The sequence below is a fragment of the Mucilaginibacter gossypii genome (assembly GCF_900100945.1).
Taxonomy (GTDB): Bacteria; Bacteroidota; Bacteroidia; order Sphingobacteriales; family Sphingobacteriaceae; genus Mucilaginibacter; species Mucilaginibacter gossypii.
Map to the genome: position 1 here is coordinate 381,571 of NZ_FNCG01000002.1, position 17,921 is coordinate 399,491.

Annotated in this window: 16 protein-coding genes; all 16 read left to right on the top strand. The window is 43.4% G+C overall.

Translation table 11 applies throughout. The features are described from left to right. The first annotated feature begins 5 nt into the window (after positions 1-5). The gene (locus BLS28_RS05035; RefSeq protein ID WP_091163201.1) at positions 6-1,163 is read left to right on the top strand and encodes a glycosyltransferase family 61 protein; all 1,158 of its coding nucleotides are present in this window, start codon (positions 6-8) and stop codon (positions 1,161-1,163) included. 34 nt (positions 1,164-1,197) lie between these two features. After that, positions 1,198-2,448 (top strand): type II restriction enzyme NmeDI-related protein, encoded by a 1,251-nt coding sequence (locus BLS28_RS05040; protein ID WP_091163202.1) that lies wholly within the window; start codon positions 1,198-1,200, stop codon positions 2,446-2,448. Positions 2,449-2,539: 91 nt separating this feature from the next. After that, positions 2,540-3,016, top strand: coding sequence for a hypothetical protein (locus tag BLS28_RS05045; protein ID WP_091163203.1), 477 nt, complete (start codon positions 2,540-2,542; stop codon positions 3,014-3,016). 75 nt (positions 3,017-3,091) lie between these two features. After that, on the top strand, positions 3,092-3,592 hold the full coding sequence (locus BLS28_RS05050) for a DUF3347 domain-containing protein (protein ID WP_256337344.1): 501 nt from the start codon (positions 3,092-3,094) through the stop codon (positions 3,590-3,592). 76 nt (positions 3,593-3,668) lie between these two features. Beyond that, entirely contained in the window at positions 3,669-4,265 is a 597-nt protein-coding gene (locus tag BLS28_RS05055; RefSeq protein ID WP_218134351.1) for a DUF3347 domain-containing protein, read from the top strand. A gap of 5 nt (positions 4,266-4,270) precedes the next feature. Next, positions 4,271-4,738 carry a heme-binding domain-containing protein gene (locus BLS28_RS05060; protein ID WP_091163204.1) on the top strand — a complete coding sequence of 156 codons (468 nt, stop codon included), beginning with the start codon at positions 4,271-4,273 and terminating at the stop codon, positions 4,736-4,738. 2 nt (positions 4,739-4,740) lie between these two features. After that, positions 4,741-7,395 (top strand): multicopper oxidase domain-containing protein, encoded by a 2,655-nt coding sequence (locus tag BLS28_RS05065; RefSeq protein ID WP_091163205.1) that lies wholly within the window; start codon positions 4,741-4,743, stop codon positions 7,393-7,395. An 11-nt stretch (positions 7,396-7,406) separates the two neighbouring features. Continuing rightward, positions 7,407-9,491, top strand: coding sequence for a copper-translocating P-type ATPase (locus BLS28_RS05070; protein WP_256337345.1), 2,085 nt, complete (start codon positions 7,407-7,409; stop codon positions 9,489-9,491). Between the two features lie 97 nt (positions 9,492-9,588). Beyond that, positions 9,589-9,918 carry a hypothetical protein gene (locus BLS28_RS05075; protein WP_091163207.1) on the top strand — a complete coding sequence of 110 codons (330 nt, stop codon included), beginning with the start codon at positions 9,589-9,591 and terminating at the stop codon, positions 9,916-9,918. 348 nt (positions 9,919-10,266) lie between these two features. Further along, entirely contained in the window at positions 10,267-10,650 is a 384-nt protein-coding gene (locus BLS28_RS05080; RefSeq protein ID WP_143020697.1) for an HYC_CC_PP family protein, read from the top strand. A gap of 124 nt (positions 10,651-10,774) precedes the next feature. Continuing rightward, positions 10,775-11,023, top strand: coding sequence for a heavy metal-binding domain-containing protein (locus tag BLS28_RS05085; RefSeq protein WP_091163209.1), 249 nt, complete (start codon positions 10,775-10,777; stop codon positions 11,021-11,023). A 51-nt stretch (positions 11,024-11,074) separates the two neighbouring features. Beyond that, positions 11,075-12,349 (top strand): efflux RND transporter permease subunit, encoded by a 1,275-nt coding sequence (locus BLS28_RS05090; RefSeq protein ID WP_143020698.1) that lies wholly within the window; start codon positions 11,075-11,077, stop codon positions 12,347-12,349. After that, positions 12,346-14,238: an efflux RND transporter permease subunit gene (locus BLS28_RS05095; RefSeq protein WP_091163211.1), complete on the top strand. Its 1,893-nt coding sequence runs from the start codon at positions 12,346-12,348 to the stop codon at positions 14,236-14,238. The genes BLS28_RS05090 and BLS28_RS05095 overlap by 4 nt, the downstream gene beginning before the upstream one ends. After that, positions 14,238-15,467 carry a TolC family protein gene (locus BLS28_RS05100; protein ID WP_091163212.1) on the top strand — a complete coding sequence of 410 codons (1,230 nt, stop codon included), beginning with the start codon at positions 14,238-14,240 and terminating at the stop codon, positions 15,465-15,467. Before BLS28_RS05095 ends, BLS28_RS05100 begins: the two co-directional genes overlap by 1 nt. After that, complete coding sequence (locus BLS28_RS05105) at positions 15,442-16,707, top strand: heavy metal-binding domain-containing protein (protein WP_091163213.1); 1,266 nt, start codon at positions 15,442-15,444, stop codon at positions 16,705-16,707. The genes BLS28_RS05100 and BLS28_RS05105 overlap by 26 nt, the downstream gene beginning before the upstream one ends. Next, on the top strand, positions 16,700-17,908 hold the full coding sequence (locus BLS28_RS05110; protein WP_091163214.1) for an efflux RND transporter periplasmic adaptor subunit: 1,209 nt from the start codon (positions 16,700-16,702) through the stop codon (positions 17,906-17,908). The genes BLS28_RS05105 and BLS28_RS05110 overlap by 8 nt, the downstream gene beginning before the upstream one ends. Positions 17,909-17,921 lie beyond the last annotated feature (13 nt).

Below are 17,921 nucleotides of genomic sequence, written 5' to 3' on the forward strand. Positions count from 1 at the left end.
CTTTAATGAAATTTATTAAAATTTTGGCCAAGACTTTTGGCTTCGAAAAGCTATATCATAAATTGCATGATATAGCCTTAAAAACTCGCGGCTTAGATGTCTTAAACACCGAACAAACCATTGAATTCATGACGCGATATGTACTGGTCGTTGTTCCTGAAAACAAAGAAATGTTACCTGAAATAAAGAATTGTGCAAGCCCTCAAAATCTGATTTTTTACGCCAAGCAAAGCGTTTCCGACCGGCTTTATATTTGGGACTATAAAGATATTGCATCGCCAGCATTTTTATCCAAATATGGGTCGGTAGTATTGCAACGCAAAGTTTTGTGTACCGACTGGATGAACGTTAGTTTTTATAAAAACATTTGGAAATCCGATACACGTTTTATTTTGGCTAAGCCAACTGTAATTGCGTTGTTTAGTCATTTCCAGGACGGTTTTTTTTATGGCGGATATTTCGACTATGTGTTTCTGGTCGTCGCAAAGTTATGCCGGATCAAAGATTTTTTTCCAGATGAGGACTTTGCTCACATGACAATCTCATATCCTCTTTTTAATACATCATACGAAAAAGACTATTTGAATTTGCTTGATATAAACCCAGGAAATATAGTTGACAGTCAAAGCATGAAAGTGGTTACCAACCGAATGATAGTCTCTAATTGCGGGCACTGGTATCCGAACATTGCAGATATTGAATCTTTGAAGCGACATATCCAAAAAAAATTACAACCGGCTAAAACAGCATCAAACAAAGTGTACATAAGCAGAGTTTGCAGGAGAAGAATTTTAAACGAAGATGAAGTTGTCATTTTGTTAAGATCATTTGGCTTTATAATAATAGAGGACAAAAACAGGTCTATAAGTGAACAAATATCTATTTACCGAAACGCTTCATTCATCATTGGGCCACATGGTGCATCCTTTTCAAATGTGATCTGGTGCGAGCCAGGCACACAACTTTTCGAGATTTTTTCACCTAACTATGCACCGGATTTTTTTCTCTATCTGGCATCAATAATGAAAATGAAATATCACGCTTATTATGAAGGTGAACCTACCGGGAACATGGACTTTAAAGATGCTATGGTTGAAAACATCACGGTATCAATCCCCAAATTAGAACAATGTTTGAGGGAAATCTTTAACCATCCCGCATGACGTATGTGAAATTTAGTTGTACATTCAATTTATCATGAGCGAACACTTACAGTCTATTATCAGCCAATATAAAAGCGACCAAGAATCGGTGTATAATACCTGGTTCATCAATAATGAAGAAAGATTGAAGGCGTTTCGTTCGATCCGCCGGGGAGTATTGCAGGTTATTGATGATATTAGAACGAAGCGCTTTGGAAACGATTTTAAAGGAACCTCACTTGAATTTGTTTTGAATTGCATTACGGAGCAAAAACAAGTTTTTGAAGGGGCATCACATCCTTTTTATTGGAAACCCAAATTACGGATTCCTGATATTTACGAAAACCAGGCTAACAAGATTGCCTTTGGCCAGTTCTTAGAAAATTGTATTAACGCGAAGAATGAACAGCAGATCGTCAGGGAAATTGAAAAGTTGGATGCCTTAAAAATCAAAGGATTGGGGCCTGCTGTGGCCAGTATTCTTTATTTTTTGCATCCAACCCTGATCCCTCCATTTAATACAGCCATCATTAACGGGTTTAATTACTTGTTTAAAGACAAGAAAAAATTAGGGAGTTGGAGCGAATATCTCAAGATAAGGGAAGTCATCATGGATATGAACCGGAAATACTGCAACGAACTGTCATCAGATACCGGCGCATTTGCCGGCTTGCTATTCGAAATCGGCACGCAAAAACTATTGTTAGGTAAGGATGAATATCTTTCAGAAACTGAACGCACCCGACTTGAAAAGTTAATTGAAAAACGTCACAAGGACAAAAGAGTCGAAACTGCCGATGACCATTTGCATGATGAAATGCAGTACCATCTATTAAAGATCGGACACTCCCTTGGGTATGATGTGATCGCGGCCTCTAACGACCGTTCAAAGTCATGGAACAACAATAAATTTACTTTTATTTCATTGGCGGATTTCCCTAAACTTACATTAGAAAAAGAGGTGCTAAATACCGTTAAACTAATTGATGTGCTGTGGTTTACCAAGGGAACGGCCAACGTTATTGCGGCTTTTGAGGTGGAAAAAAGCACGAGCATTTATTCTGGTATTTTGAGGCTTAATGATCTGAGTTGCAGTTTGAATAATAAGGAAGAAGTCTTATATCTTGTGGTACCCGATAACCGTGAGAAAGATGTCATCATGCAATTGTCCCGTCCATCTATAAAACAAGGAAATATGCAAATGAAATATATCTGTTTTAGCGATCTGAGGCAGCACTGCGATGCTTTATGTAAATTTGGTGATAATCATTCCATTATGCAAAAGATAGCCCGGACTGTGGCTTAGCCGGTTTTGGTATAGGGTATATAGGGTATAAATTTAAAACGTAATTATATAAAACAATTTGACAACCTGTTGTTTAACTTTGTAGTTGAAGATGAAAAGTAAAGCACTTTTATTATTATTTATATTCCTGCTAAATACGGTTACCGGATTTGCATGTGCTTTACGTATGTCTACCCATGAGCATGATGAAGCTACAGAACACCACCACGATGGAAACGGTGGTAAGGAGCAACATCATGACGAAACAACTGAACATCATCATGAACATGGTGGGCGAGAAATACAGGCTGCTGTTACTGATCAGTTACTCCTGTACAACCAAACGTCGATCGCTCAAAATGACCCTTGTTGCCAGAATGCGGTCAATAGCTTTAACACCTTAGCTAAAGTTACCCCTCAGTCGGCTCAAATTATTTTACTGCCCCTGTTCAGTTATTTAAGTACTTACTATCAATTCTTTTTTAAACCGGTTACGTTAACTCAAACAGTACCTCTGGTATTGGTTGACGGGCGACGACGGCCTCCTCCATATTCTATCCGCGTCGCGCTGCAAAGTTTTCAGATTTGATTAATTAATAGATTATTAGACCTACATGGACTTGCCATGTGCCAATTTTTTCTATTACATTAATCAATTCAGATCATGAAAAAGATATTTTTATTGGTTGCGCTGATCGCAACTGCTTCTAATCAACTACTTTTTGCGCAGGATACAAAATCAACTTCTCTTACATCGTTAATAGCTTCTTATTACAATATTAAAGATGCCCTGGTTAAATCAAACAGCGCCGATGCGGCTACTTATGCAGGAGAATTTCTAAAGGCTGTTAACGGTGTGGACATGAAATCGCTGCCAGTCGCTGACATGACCACTTTTATGGCGGAACAGGAAAAACTGGCTTTCGATGCCAGGCATATGTCTGAAAGTAAGGACATAGCTCACCAACGCGAGCATTTCGCCAATTTTTCAGTCAACTTTTTCAAACTGGCTAAGGCTGTAAAATTAACGGATAAGCCCGTTTACTATGCCTATTGCCCAATGAAAAAGAGCTATTGGCTATCGGCTGAGGATGTGATCAAAAACCCTTACTATGGTAGCCAAATGCTTACCTGCGGTAAGGTCACTGAAACCCTGAATAAATAAGCTAACTAAATTCTTAAAGATTTGATTTCCCTGCGCGGCGACTTGCGCAGGGCGATCAGTAATTTATAATCATCGTATGAAAAATCTAATCATTATTTCGGTAATCTGCCTGGCTTCATTTTCAATGATAGCCTGCAATAACACGAATAAATCAGCATCCAATAGCCCCAAAGATTCGACTGGAACAAATTCAGCAGGTACATCTAACCCAGCAAAAAGTGGTGTTGACTCAAAAACGACCGCTGCCGTAAAGGAAATGGTAGGAAACTACCTGAATTTAAAAAACGCATTGGCCAAAGATAACAGCGCCGATGCCGCAACTGCCGGGAAAGCTTTATCCGAAGGCTTTATGAAATTTGATCAGTCAGCATTAACGCCAACTCAAAAGAAGTCATTTACCGACATAGCCGATGATGCAAAAGAAATGGCGGAACATATCGGGATGAGTGGCGGGAAGCTACCCCACCAGCGCGAACACTTTGATATGTTAAGCAAGGATATGATTGACTTTGTTAAATTATTTAGTGCTGGTCAGGGTTTATATGTTGATCACTGCCCGATGTATAATAATAACAAGGGAGCGGATTGGTTAAGCGAAACCAAAGAGATCAGAAACCCTTACCTCGGCACTAAAATGCCCACCTGCGGATCGGTCAAAGAGGAATTAAAATAGGAACTATGAAACGGATCGTAAAAATTACCGGTACGGTATTGGTAACCGTTCTTCTCGCTATCCAATTCATACCCCGTGATCATAATGAGAAAGGAACTAAACCAGTGAATGACATTGCACAGGTAATTTCCGTTCCCGAAAATGTAGGCGCTATACTCAAAAAATCATGTTATGATTGCCACAGCAACAACACGGATTATCCCTGGTATGCGAAGCTTCAGCCATTTCGGTTGATGCTTGACAGGCACATCAGGGGCGGTAAAGCAGAGCTTAATTTCAACGAATTCGGAACCTATTCTTCCAGGAAACAAAGGAGCAGATTAAGGGCCATTGATGAAAGCCTGGAAGAAGGCTCGATGCCTTTATCTTCTTACACCTTTATCCACAAGAACGCTATTCTTTCAAAGGAAGATAAAGCGACATTAATGAACTGGGTTAAAATGGCAGGCGACAGCCTTTTATTAAAAAATTAAAGATGAAAAAATTATTAATCGTGGCAATGATGCTTTGTTTGAAGCAATTCGTATTCGCCCAAAACGATATGAAAAATATGGCTGGGATGCAAAAGCAGCCAACGGTAACCTATACCTGTCCCATGCACCCGGAAATCCACGCAACCAAGCCGGGTAATTGCCCTAAGTGTGGCATGAAACTGGTTAAAGAAAAACCAAAAGCCCTACCGAAAAAATCCCCCGCCAAAAAAACAGGCGACATGGATGGAATGAAGATGGACGGGATGAAAATGGATCAGAATAAGTCCGAGACTGGAAAGCCGAATGATATGCAAATGCCCAAAGACAACGGTAAAAATGCCGATAATATGGGTGGAATGAAAATGGATGGCATGAACATGGGTGACGCTAAGGAAGCAGCCAATGACATGAAAAACGCAAAAGCAAAGTTAGGCCCGATTAACACACTGGTCAATAATGCGCCGCCCCGCACTATTCGTTATGATCTTTATATTGCAGACACCATTGTCAACTACGCGGGAAAACCCAAAAGAGCGATTGCGGTTAACGGCAGCATCCCAATGCCGACCCTGACTTTTACCGAAGGCGATACCGCGGAGATCTACGTGCATAATAAACTAAAAGAAGAAACATCCCTGCACTGGCATGGGCTTTATTTGCCCAATCGCTATGATGGGGTACCTAATCTGACACAGATGCCGATCAAGCCGGGAGAAACCCATTTGTATAAATTCCCGATCAAACAACATGGTACCCACTGGTACCATAGCCACACTGGCTTGCAGGAACAAATCGGTATGTACGGGGCTTTTATCATGAACAAACGTAAAGAGTGGGATATCCCAACCCTTCCGCTTGTATTAAGCGAATGGACAAATATGAATCCTAAAGAGGTTGATCGTAGTCTACACGCAGCATCCGACTGGTTCGCTATACAAAAAGGGACAACACAAAGTTATGCAGAGGCGATTGCTTCCGGCCATTTCAAAACAAAAGTTACCAATGAATGGAAACGCATGAACGCGATGGATGTCAGCGATGTTTATTACGATAAATTTCTGATCAATGGAAAAAATCAAAACGAGCAGCCTCAATATAAAGCCGGTGATAAAGTGAGGTTAAGGATTGCCAATGGCGGTGCTACCTCTTACTTCTGGCTCAAATATGCAGGAGGCAAAGTTATCGTAGTAGCTACTGACGGCAATGACGTTGAACCTGTTGAAGTTGACCGGCTGATCATCGCCCCATCTGAAACCTATGATGTGGTAGTCACAGTTCCTGAAAATAAAAGCTATGAGTTTTTGGTAACGCCCGAAGACCGTACCAAATCAGCCTCGCTTTGGTTGGGCAGCGGTCAAAAAGTTTATGCCAGTAAAATGCCAAAGTTGAAATACTTTGCGGGAATGAAGATGATGAACGACATGATGGACATGAGCGGTAACATGGTTCAAATGGAAGGCATGAAGATGCAAAACCAAACCATGGATATGAATACCGTGATGTACCCGGAAATAACCGGAGCTGACAAACCCCAGGCGGATGATAAAAAACCGGCCATGCCGGGTATGCAGATGCCTAATGACAAAAGCATGGCAGGTATGAATATGGCGGCAGATAATTCAGACATCGTTACCCTTAATTACGGAATGCTGCGTGACCCTCATCATACTACCTTACCAAAAGGGCCGATGCGGGAATTGAAGTTTGAACTGACGGGTAATATGAATCGTTATGTGTGGACAATGGATAACAAAACAGTATCGGAATCGGATAGGATCTTGATCAAAAAAGGTGAAAACCTGCGGATCATCCTTTATAATAACAGTATGATGCGTCATCCTATGCACCTGCATGGGCATGACTTCCGGGTAATCAACGGGCAGGGTGAAAACGCGCCGATGAAAAACGTGGTGGATATTATGCCGATGGAACGGGATACGATTGAATTCAATGCATCTGAACCGGGCGGCGATTGGTTTTTTCATTGCCATATACTTTACCACATGATGAGCGGTATGGGAAGGATATTCAGCTATGAAAACTCTGCGCCAAATCCTGAAATCCCTGATCCAAAGCTGGCACAACGAATGCTGAATCGCGATGATCAAATGCCGCATTTTATGGGTAAACTTGGTTTGGAAAGCAATGGGAGCGATGCGCAATTTATGCTCTCTAATACCCGGTGGAAAGCAAGTACCATGTGGCATTTAGGAACTGACGCTACCATGGGTTATGAAAGTGAAACAATGATCGGGCGTTATATTGGAAGAATGCAATGGTTATACCCTTATATAGGATTTGACTACCATTACAAGAAATTTGACTCTAATGAAAAAAATATATTTGGCAGCGATGCTAAAAACCTGTTCGGTCAAGTGAGCAATAAGGATAATCGGCATACGGTTGTAGCGGGTCTTGCCTATACTTTGCCGATGCTTTTTGTGGCCGATGCGCGCATCGATGGTGACGGTAAGTTACGCTTCCAGTTAGGCCGTGACGATATACCGGTTTCCAGCCGCCTGCGCTTTAACATCATGGTAAACACAGATAAAGAATACGCGGCAGGTTTAAGATATATCGTTACGAAGTATTTCTCTTTATCAACCCATTATGATAGTGATATGGGCCTGGGCGGCGGATTAACACTAACGTATTAAATTTTACAGCTATGAAAAATCAACACGATCATCACACTATGGGAGCGCATAAAATCCCAGCTATTAAACAACCAGGACCCAAGGCTAAAGCTGAAACTATAGATCATAGTAAAATGAACCATGGCAGTGACGGGCATATGGGTATGTCGGAGCATGATCACCATAGCATGATGATCGCTGATTTTAAAAAGCGTTTTTACGTGGTGCTCGTACTGACACTTCCGGTTATGCTGCTGTCTATGCAAATTCAGCAATGGCTGCACCTGGATATTAATTTTGCCGGTTCATCGTACCTGCTTTTTGCTTTAGCATCTGTCGTATTTGTTTATGGCGGCTGGCCATTTTTAAGCGGCTGGATGAGCGAAATGAAGGCTAAAAATCCCGGCATGATGACTTTGATCGGTTTTGCGATCACCGTTGCCTATGCCTATAGCGCAGCTACGGTGTTCGGACTGAAGGGTATGGATTTCTTTTGGGAACTGGCTACCCTGATCCTGATCATGCTCTTAGGGCATTGGATAGAAATGCGGTCAGTCATGGGTGCCTCAAATGAACTGGAGTTATTGGTTCAGTTAATGCCCGCAGATGCGCACATGGTCATGGGTGACAAAGTACATGATGTAAAAACAGATACGTTAAAAGAGAACGATGTAATTTTGGTAAAACCGGGAGAAAAAGTGGCCGCAGACGGGATTATTCTGGATGGTGAAAGCTATTTGAATGAATCCATGTTAACCGGTGAATCCAAGCCCGTTCAAAAAGTGAAAGGCGATAAAGTGATCGCGGGTTCCATCAATGGAAATGGTTCATTTAAAGTAACGGTATCTCACGCAGCCAAAGATTCCTATTTGTCGCAAGTAGTCAAACTGGTAGACGATGCGCAAAAGTCAAAATCTCAAACGCAGCTATTGGCCGATACTGCGGCAAAATGGTTAACCCTGATCGCATTGGTTACAGGTATAGGTACTTTTCTGTACTGGTACTTAACAGGGCAAAGTTTGGCGTTCGCGATGGAAAGAATGGTAACGGTAATTGTTATTTGCTGCCCCCATGCTTTGGGTTTGGCTGTACCACTCGTCGTAGCTAAGTCAACTGCCTTATCGGCCAAACATGGCTTGTTGATCAAAAACCGGACGGCATTTGAGAACGCAAGGAAGATCACCACCATTGTATTTGATAAAACGGGGACACTAACCGTAGGTAAGTTTGAAGTATCTAAAATAGTATCGTTAGATAAAACCATCAAAGAAAATGAACTGGTACGTTTAGCATCGGCATTAGAACAAAAATCAGAACACCCTATTGCTACAGGAATCCTGCTAAAAGTGAAAGACCTGAAATTAGACATTCCGCCAGCCGAAAACTTTAAGGCCATCACCGGCCAGGGGGTTCAAGCCACCGTAGATGGCAAAAAGTTAATGGTGGTTAGCCCCGGTTATTTAAAAGAAAATAAATTAGCCCTGCCGGATGGCTTTGCGGCCAATGACACGGAAACAGTTGTGTTTGTGCTAATTGATAAGAAATTGGCGGGATATATTTCACTGTCAGATGAGATACGCCCGGAATCGGCAGAGGCTATTAAGACCTTAAATGCTGAAAACATCAAATCTATCCTGCTTACGGGTGACAACAACAAAGTAGCCGCCAGTGTAAGCAAAACTTTGGGTATGGACAGTTTTATAGCCGAAGTATTACCGCATCAAAAATTAGAGAAAATTAGAGAACTGCAAAGCAAAGGCGAGTTTGTAGCCATGACCGGCGACGGGGTAAATGATGCTCCTGCACTCGCCCAGGCAGACATCGGTATTGCAGTTGGTTCGGGAAGTGACATAGCAGCAGAAACAGCCGGGATTGTTTTGGTGAACAGTAATCCCAAAGATATCGTCAGCTTGATCTTGTTTGGCAAAGCCACCTACCGCAAAATGATACAAAACCTCATTTGGGCAACCGGTTATAATGTGATCGCCCTGCCATTAGCAGCCGGGGTATTATATAACCAGGGCATTGTATTAAGCCCGGCGGCTGGCGCTGTATTAATGACGGTCAGTACGGTCGTGGTAGCCATTAATGCCAGTATGCTTAAAGTAAAGGAGTAATAATACAACAGGATATAAATTTTAATCGGAATTATATAAATAGATCGCCGTGATTGCCCTTAACTTAGCCTTATAATAAATACACGTTTAATATATCATGAAGTATATCGCTGTTTTCCTTATCCTGAATTTACTGCTGTTATCCTCCTTTTCGGGGATAGCCGGTATTCAGTATGGCGCAGCAAAGTGTTGTAAACAAAAAACGCATCAGGATTGCTGTAAACAGCAAAAACAAAAATCTGCCGGCGATTGCGCCAAAGGAAATTGTGATGCGATGGTCAATTGCGGAACTTGCAGTTTTATCATTGTTCAGCCGTCGTCATTTTCGCCTGCGGTTGTTGATCTTCAACAACAAGCAGCTTATCCTTTCTTAATTGGTGCCTTATCCGATTATTACGGCAATGGCTGGAACCCTCCGAAAGCTTAATAATTCAATTCGTTTTTTCGGCCTGTCTATGGCCGTATTATTCAAATAATTATTAATCTTAAAATTCAAAATCATGAAAAAGTTTCTTTTCATCACTATGGTGATGTTGCTATCCGCTATATCAATAACTTATGCCAATACTCCTTGCTGCAACAGCAAAATGAACCACTGTACAACTTGTGCTAAAAGCTGCGGGCCGAACTGTAAAGATTATTGCAGTAAAACTTGTAAGGAATCGGGTGTTTGCAAGACTACTTGTAAATTATAATAACTGAATAAAGCCGCCACTTTTGTGGCGGCTTTAAAACTAATTGCCAAACAGGACGTATAATTTATTATCTTCGATTTGTGAAACGCACCACACTCATCTTATTAACGGCTCTATATCTCTTATCCTGCATGGGTATCGGGGTAAACCGCTTTTATTGTTGTGGTAAACTGGCTTCGGTTACCCTGACCTACGCCATGCCGGACAATAACACCAAAGATTCAGGTGATAAGGATAATTGCTGCAAGCATGAAAAGCAAAGTTTCAAGGTAAAGGATAGTCATTTTAGTGCAGTCACTGCGGCTTTGGCTCATCCAGTACCTGCGATGATCCCGGCATTTATAATGCCGTACCGCGAACTTACTTTAACGCAATTACAACCGAAGATCACGTATAACGGCAATGCTCCCCCTGGACATTCCGATACACCCGTTTATACCCTTAACTGTACTTACAGGATCTGATCCTGAACTTTCCCATAGCCCTGCCATTCTGCATCCGGCTATTATTCCTTTGTAATCAATCTTAATTTATAATTCAAGCACAGGCTTTGCCTATGCTATTTATCCATTTTTAATTTTAAAAATCATGAAAAAAGTAACCCTAATGGCTATTGCCATTCTGTTTTCTGCCGCGACCGTTTTTGCCGCTGACACGCACACCGGTAAAATGGCTTCCGACACCACCAAAAAATTAAAACCGGCTAAAGTGCAATACACTTGTACGATGCACCCGGAGGTATTAAGTAACAAGCCTGGAAAATGTCCGAAATGCGGTATGGCTTTGGTTAAAAAGACCGATGCCAAAAAGAAACCCGCAGAAAAAATGAAGATGTAAAATCATTCATCCCCTTTGCTATTAGCGAAGGGGATGATTAAAGCAATTAAGATGATTAACCAATTGATTACCCTGTCTTTAAAAAACAGGTATATCGTTCTGCTGATCGCGGTTGCCCTTTTTGCATGGGGAGCCTACGCGGTTAAAGACAACCCTATTGATGCCATACCCGACCTGTCGGATAATCAGGTGATCGTATTTACCGAATGGCAAGGTCGCAGCCCTCAGATCATGGAAGACCAGGTGACTTACCCGCTGGTGAGCAACCTGCAAGGCATTCCCAAAGTAAAGGCCATCCGCGCAACTTCCATGTTCGGGATGAGCTTTGTGTATATCGTATTTGAAGATAAAGCCGATGTGTATTGGGCAAGGAGCCGGGTATTGGAACGGCTGAATTATGCGCAGCGTTTATTGCCGCCGGGTATTACACCAACATTGGGGCCTGATGGTACAGGTGTCGGCCATATTCTTTGGTACACTTTGGATGCGAAAGGCATGAACCTGGGTGAACAAAGGGCTTTACAGGATTGGTATGTGAAGCTGGGTTTGCAAACCGTGCCGGGCGTAAGCGAGGTTGCTTCCTTCGGCGGCTTTGAAAAACAATACCAGGTTACCATCGACCCGCATAAATTGAACTACTATAATATTTCCTTGTCACAGGTACTTAAATCTATCAAAAGCAATAACAATGATGTAGGCGGACGTAAGTTTGAAATGAACGGCACCGGTTTTATTGTTCGTGGTCTTGGTTATATCAAAAGCTTAACGGATGTAGAAAACATCCCGGTTGGCGTGATTAATACCAACCCGGTCAGGATCAAAGATGTGGCTACCGTACAAATGGGCGGCGATGAACGCCTGGGCATATTTGACCGTAACGGCAACGGTGAAGCCGTTGGCGGCATCGTGGTGATGCGCTACGGCGAAAATGCGGACAAGGTGATCCATGCCGTCAAGGATAAAATGGCTGATATTCAAAAGGGCTTGCCTGCCGGGGTCAGTTTTAACATTGCCTATGATCGCAGTGAGTTGATCGAAAACGCGGTAAACTCTGTAAAGCATACGCTGATCGAGGAAATGATTACGGTTTCTATTATCGTAATCCTGTTCCTTTTTAGCTGGCGCAGCGCATTAAGTATCATTATCCAAATACCTATTACTATAGCAGCCAGCTTTATTTTATTAAATGCTTTTGGCATATCATCCAATATCATGTCGCTAACTGGCATCGCCTTAGCCATCGGCGTGATCGTGGATAACGGTATCGTCATGGTAGAAAACTCGCACCGGAATTTATCCATTTCACAACAAAAAGAAAAGTCATGACCACAGCAGAACGAATAAAAATCATAGAACAATCCTGCAAGCAAGTAGGGCGTGGCGTGTTTTTTTCAACGCTGATCATTGTTGCCTCATTCCTGCCGGTGTTTCTATTAGAAGGGCAAGAGGGTAAATTGTTCGGCCCATTAGCCTGGACAAAAACCTTTATACTGGCCATTGATGCGATATTGGCGGTAACCTTAGCGCCCGTGCTGATTTCCTTTTTTCTGAAAGGAAAGTTAAGGACGGACGATCATAACCCGCTGAACCGGGGATTAGAAAAAATTTACCGGCCTGTATTGAACTGGTGCGTAACCTGGCGCAAAACAACGCTTTCGATCAACATCGTTGCTTTACTTATCAGCATACCGCTTTTGCTTTCATTAGGCAGTGAGTTTATGCCACCGTTGGACGAGGGTACGATCCTGTTTATGCCGGTCACCCAGCCGGATGTTTCCAACGCGGAAGCCAAACAATTGCTGCAAGTGCAGGATAAAATCATTAAAAGCGTACCCGAAGTGGCCAATGTATTAGGTAAAGCAGGCCGTGCCAATACCGCTACGGATAATTCACCCATCAGCATGACCGAAACCATTATCCTGTTAAAACCAAAAGATGAATGGCGCAAGGGTTTAAAGAAAGAAGACATCATCGACGAACTCAATGCCAAACTGCAAATACCCGGCGTAGTGAACGGCTGGACACAACCGATCATCAACCGCATCAATATGCTTTCCACCGGTATCCGCACAGATGTGGGCCTGAAAGTTTACGGACAGAATTTAGACACCATCAATGCCCTCTCCAATCAGATGAAGCAGGCGTTGACCGGGTTAAATGGCGTAAAGGATTTGTATGTTGACCCGATAACCGGTGGCAAATACCTGGATATACAAGTGAATAAAGATGCCATAGGCCGCTACGGTTTGAGCGTGGATGATATAAATGAGGTAGTGGAAAGCGCATTGGGCGGTATGAACTTAACCACTACCGTCGAAGGCCGGCAACGGTTTAGCGTTAACGCGCGTTTGGCGCAGGATTATCGCAATAACCTGGAAGAGATCAAACGCACGTTGGTACAAACGAGCAGCAACGGCCCGATACCTTTATCATCCGTGGCGGATATTAAGATCAGCAACGGCCCTGCCATGATCCAGTCGGAAAACGCCTTATTGCGGGGAACGGTATTGTTTAATGTGCGCGACCGGGATTTAGGCAGCACGGTAAAAGAGGCGCAGGACAAATTAAATACGCTGGTCAAAACCTTGCCCAAAGGCTATTATATTGAATGGAGCGGACAGTATGAAAACCTGATACGTGCGGAGCATACGTTAAAGTTAATCTTACCTATTGTACTGATTATCATTTTCGCTTGTCTGTATTTTGCATTTCATTCGATACGGGAGGCATTTTTTAGCCTGATCTCTATTCCATTCGCGTTGATCGGCGGGGCTTATATGGTGTATTTTTTTGGGGTTCACTTATCGGTTGCGGTTGCCGTTGGCTTTATAGCCCTATTTGGTATCGCCGTGGAAACGGGTATTGTGATGGTCATTTATCTGAATGATGCCATGCAGCAATTGGTGGCGCTCAAAGGCAACAGTAGAGAAACGATTACAAAAGCTGATTTGCGTGAATATGTGATGAACGGCGCGGTAAAACGTTTGCGGCCAAAACTGATGACAGTCTGCGTAGCCCTGTTCGGTTTGGTGCCGGTGCTTTGGGCAACGGGTACCGGCAGCGATGTGATGCGGCCTATCGTACTGCCGATGATCGGCGGCGTTTTAACATCTTCCACCCACATCCTACTGGTTACCCCGCTGATCTTTTTGATGGTCAAGGAATACGAACTCAGGAAACATGGCAAACTGGAAATATTGGAGGTAAAGGAATAATGAAAACAAGAGATCAAATCTTACTTACCGCAGCTATTTGCTTTGCAGGTTTATCTGCTAAAGCTCAGCGTTTACCCTTAAACAGCGTTTTAGCCAGTGTGGGCAACAACCCGGCCTTACAGGCTTATGATGCTAAAGCCCAGGCGCAGGATGCCTATGCGACCGGGGCCAAAAGCCTGGATGCGCCAAAGATCAGCGCCGGGCAATACCAGACGCCTTACCAATTAAGCCCCAATGGTGGTTCCTTTATGATACAAGCTGAACAAATGTTCACCAACCCTGCTAAACTTCGCGCAAAAGAAAATTATCTGAAAGGGATGTCCAAAGTAACAACGGAAGATAAGGGTTATTTAAAAAACCAACTCATTGCACAGGCAAAGCAATATTATTACGAGCGAGTAGTGTTGGAAAAGAAATTGGCGCTATTGGAGGGCACGCAAGGCTTACTGGAATATATGCTTAAAGATGCCAATATCCGGCTCACTTACGGAAAAGAGAAACTGCCCAATATTTACAAGGCCAAGGCGGAGTTATTTGAATTGGAAAATACCCGAGAACAGCTTAACAACGAGATCAGCCAGAAAAATATCCTGCTCAATATCCTGATGAACCGTGATAAGGCTACCGTTTTTACGGTGGATACCAATGTTGCGGTGAAAGATTATGAAAGCGCGCTTACCGATACGGCTGCCCTTGCCGCTGGCCGCAGCGATATTAAAGCCATCAGTCGTAATTTGGACTTGCAGGCCTTAAATGCCCAAATGGAATACAGCAAACGTAAGCCGGATTTTGGCTTACAGGCCGGGCACATGTTCAGCTACGGCGGCAACGCCAATCAATATATTCTCATGGCTTCGGTGACAATACCTGTTGCTCCCTGGTCTTCCAAAGAATATAAGGCCAACCTGAAAGGCATACAATACGAGGTGGCGGAACTGCAACAGAAGAAACTGGATATGCTGAACCAGGCAGCAGGTGCTTTAGCCGGCATCCGGGCCGACATGCACAGCAAGAAAAGGCAATTGAATAATTATCAGCAAAACATTATCCCCGCCCTTCAAAACAGCTATAAATCCGCTTTACAGGCTTATGACCAGAACACCGGCGATCTGCCTTCGGTATTGGTTGGCATCAAAGATCTACAGACAGCCCGGCTGGAAGCACTTGATCGTTTACAGGAACTATTAAACTTACAGGTGGCTTATGAAAAAGAGAATGAGCAATATTAAAATATTAATGGCAGTTCTGTTGTTCGGCATGGCGCTGATCACTGCCTGTTCCGATCATAAAAATAAACCCGCTATTACGCAGGTTCAAAACGCGGTCAAATACACCTGCCCGATGCACTCGCAAATACTGGAAGATCATCCGGGTAGCTGCCCCATCTGCGGAATGACCTTAGTAAAAAAATCAGGCCAGGCCAGTAAGGGCGCAGGTATCAGTTTGAAAACGGTTTTACAGTCGGTCAATGCTTCGGTTATCTCCACAGTTGAGGCCATAGTGCCTGAACAAAAAACAATACCGACAACCGTTTCGGCGAACGGCTATCTGGATTTTGACACACGGACTTTTAACAATATCGCTGCCCGCTTTTCGGGCCGTATCGAAAAGTTGTATATCAAATATGCTTTCCAGGAAATTCACCGCGGCCAGCGCATTTTTGATATTTATAGCCCGGAACTGGTGACCGCCCAGCAGAATTTGATATTTGTGAGCAAAAACTCTCCACAGGAAACGGGGTTGATTAGCGCCGCCAAACAGAAATTGCTGTTATTGGGTATGACAAATGCACAGGTGGCGCAAGTGTTGAAAACAGGCAAATCTTTCTATAGTCTACCGGTGTTCAGTCCTTATGAGGGCCATGTGCATGATATGCCGCATAGCCAGATGCAGGGTGCGCCGGATACGAAAATGCCAACGGATGTGACCGGGAACCAGCCTTTAGCTGTTAAAGAGGGCATCTACGTTGAAAGGGGGCAAACGCTTTTCAATGTAGTTGACCCGCACCACCTTTGGACGATCCTGAAAATCCAACAAGCTGATGTAAATAACATCAGGCTGGGCCAGCCGGTAACGATTGCTATTGCGGATGCGGATATGCAGATGAATGGCAAGATCGACTTTATCGAGCCGATTTTGCAGGCAGGCGACCGTTCCGTTTCGGTGCGCGTTTATCTGAATAATCACCAGCACGGCATGAAAGTAGGCAGCCTGATTAAAGCCGAGATAATAACCGGGCAAACTAAAGGATTATGGATACCCCGGTCTGCGCTAACGGATTTAGGAAAAACAAAGATTGTTTGGCTTAAAAAGGGCGGCACATTCGAGGCTCGTCAGGTCAGTGCCGGTTTAACTAATGGTAACCAAATTCAAATTACTAAAGGTTTGACCATAATGGATAGTCTGGCAAGCCATGCCGAATACTTAACAGACAGCGAAAGCTTTATTAAAACAAAAGGAAATGAATAAGATCATCACGGGGCTATTGTTGTTGATGCTGGCGTTTTCCGCCTGCAAGCAAAAACCCCAACAAGCGATAATACAAACACAAAACAAGGCTTATTATACCTGCTCGATGCACCCGCAGGTACACGAGGAACATCCGGGCAATTGCCCGATTTGCGGCATGAAGCTGATTAAAGTGGAATTAACCGGTAATAATAAAGCTTCGGATAAGATCACTTTAACCGCTACGCAGTTACAATTAGCCAATATCCAAATTGATACTGTTCGGGAAGCCTATACCGGGCAGGAAAAGACGTTGACCGGAACAGTTACAACAGATGAAACGAAAGCGGCGGAACTTAGTGCAAGGACAGCAGGACGGATACAGCAATTGTTTGTAAGGACGGTAGGTGGAAAGATTGCTGCGGGTCAGCCCGTTTATACCATCTACAGTGAAGATTTGCAAGAAGCTGAAAAGGAATACCTATTGGCAAAACAGCAGCAAAGACTATTGCACAATCCCGATGTGGATTATGGTCAACTCATCAGCAGTGCCGAAAGCAAGCTAAAACTATGGGGCCTTACATCCGCGCAAATCAAAAACTTAGCGGCTTCGGGAAAGGCATCAGCCACCACAACCATATTGAGTAAGGCAAGCGGAACGGTAAGCGATATATTAGTTCATGAGGGGGATTATGTCACCGAGGGCATGACCATCCTGAAAACACAGGCGTTAAACAGCTTATGGGTGGAAGCTCAGCTCTATGCCGGTGAAACCGGGAATTACAAGGAAAACGACCGGGTAAGCGTAGCCTTTCCAGATCTGAACGGGCAGATATTACCCGGCAAAGTGGAGTTTATCAATCCCGAATTATTGGATGCTTCAAAGGTAGATTTAATAAGGATCAGCATTGCCAATCCGCAGGGATTGATCAGGCCGGGTATGCAGGCTTATATCTCCATTGGCAAGGGTGGTAACCGCTCATTAGCGGTATCAACTTCGGCAGTTCTCACCGACGGAAACGGCAGCAAAGTTTGGGTCAAAAATCCTGACGGTAGTTTTTCGCCAAAAATGGTCGAGGTTAGTTCGGGAAATCAATCGTATGCGCCTGTTATTTCCGGTTTAAACAAAGGTGATATTGTGGTTACTAACGGGGCCTATCTATTGAATAGCGAAGCGATCTTTAAAAATGGCAGCGATAATATGGCCGGTATGAAAATGTAATTACAACATATCT

What these genes read in the sequence shown, in the direction of transcription:
- BLS28_RS05035 (WP_091163201.1), top strand. Translation starts at nt 6, where the DNA reads ATGAAATTTATTAAAATTTTGGCCAAGACTTTTGGCTTCGAAAAGCTA.
- BLS28_RS05040 (WP_091163202.1), top strand. Translation starts at nt 1,198, where the DNA reads ATGAGCGAACACTTACAGTCTATTATCAGCCAATATAAAAGCGACCAA.
- BLS28_RS05045 (WP_091163203.1), top strand. Translation starts at nt 2,540, where the DNA reads ATGAAAAGTAAAGCACTTTTATTATTATTTATATTCCTGCTAAATACG.
- BLS28_RS05050 (WP_256337344.1), top strand. Translation starts at nt 3,092, where the DNA reads ATGAAAAAGATATTTTTATTGGTTGCGCTGATCGCAACTGCTTCTAAT.
- BLS28_RS05055 (WP_218134351.1), top strand. Translation starts at nt 3,669, where the DNA reads ATGAAAAATCTAATCATTATTTCGGTAATCTGCCTGGCTTCATTTTCA.
- BLS28_RS05060 (WP_091163204.1), top strand. Translation starts at nt 4,271, where the DNA reads ATGAAACGGATCGTAAAAATTACCGGTACGGTATTGGTAACCGTTCTT.
- BLS28_RS05065 (WP_091163205.1), top strand. Translation starts at nt 4,741, where the DNA reads ATGAAAAAATTATTAATCGTGGCAATGATGCTTTGTTTGAAGCAATTC.
- BLS28_RS05070 (WP_256337345.1), top strand. Translation starts at nt 7,407, where the DNA reads ATGAAAAATCAACACGATCATCACACTATGGGAGCGCATAAAATCCCA.
- BLS28_RS05075 (WP_091163207.1), top strand. Translation starts at nt 9,589, where the DNA reads ATGAAGTATATCGCTGTTTTCCTTATCCTGAATTTACTGCTGTTATCC.
- BLS28_RS05085 (WP_091163209.1), top strand. Translation starts at nt 10,775, where the DNA reads ATGAAAAAAGTAACCCTAATGGCTATTGCCATTCTGTTTTCTGCCGCG.
- BLS28_RS05090 (WP_143020698.1), top strand. Translation starts at nt 11,075, where the DNA reads ATGATTAACCAATTGATTACCCTGTCTTTAAAAAACAGGTATATCGTT.
- BLS28_RS05095 (WP_091163211.1), top strand. Translation starts at nt 12,346, where the DNA reads ATGACCACAGCAGAACGAATAAAAATCATAGAACAATCCTGCAAGCAA.
- BLS28_RS05100 (WP_091163212.1), top strand. Translation starts at nt 14,238, where the DNA reads ATGAAAACAAGAGATCAAATCTTACTTACCGCAGCTATTTGCTTTGCA.
- BLS28_RS05105 (WP_091163213.1), top strand. Translation starts at nt 15,442, where the DNA reads ATGAAAAAGAGAATGAGCAATATTAAAATATTAATGGCAGTTCTGTTG.
- BLS28_RS05110 (WP_091163214.1), top strand. Translation starts at nt 16,700, where the DNA reads ATGAATAAGATCATCACGGGGCTATTGTTGTTGATGCTGGCGTTTTCC.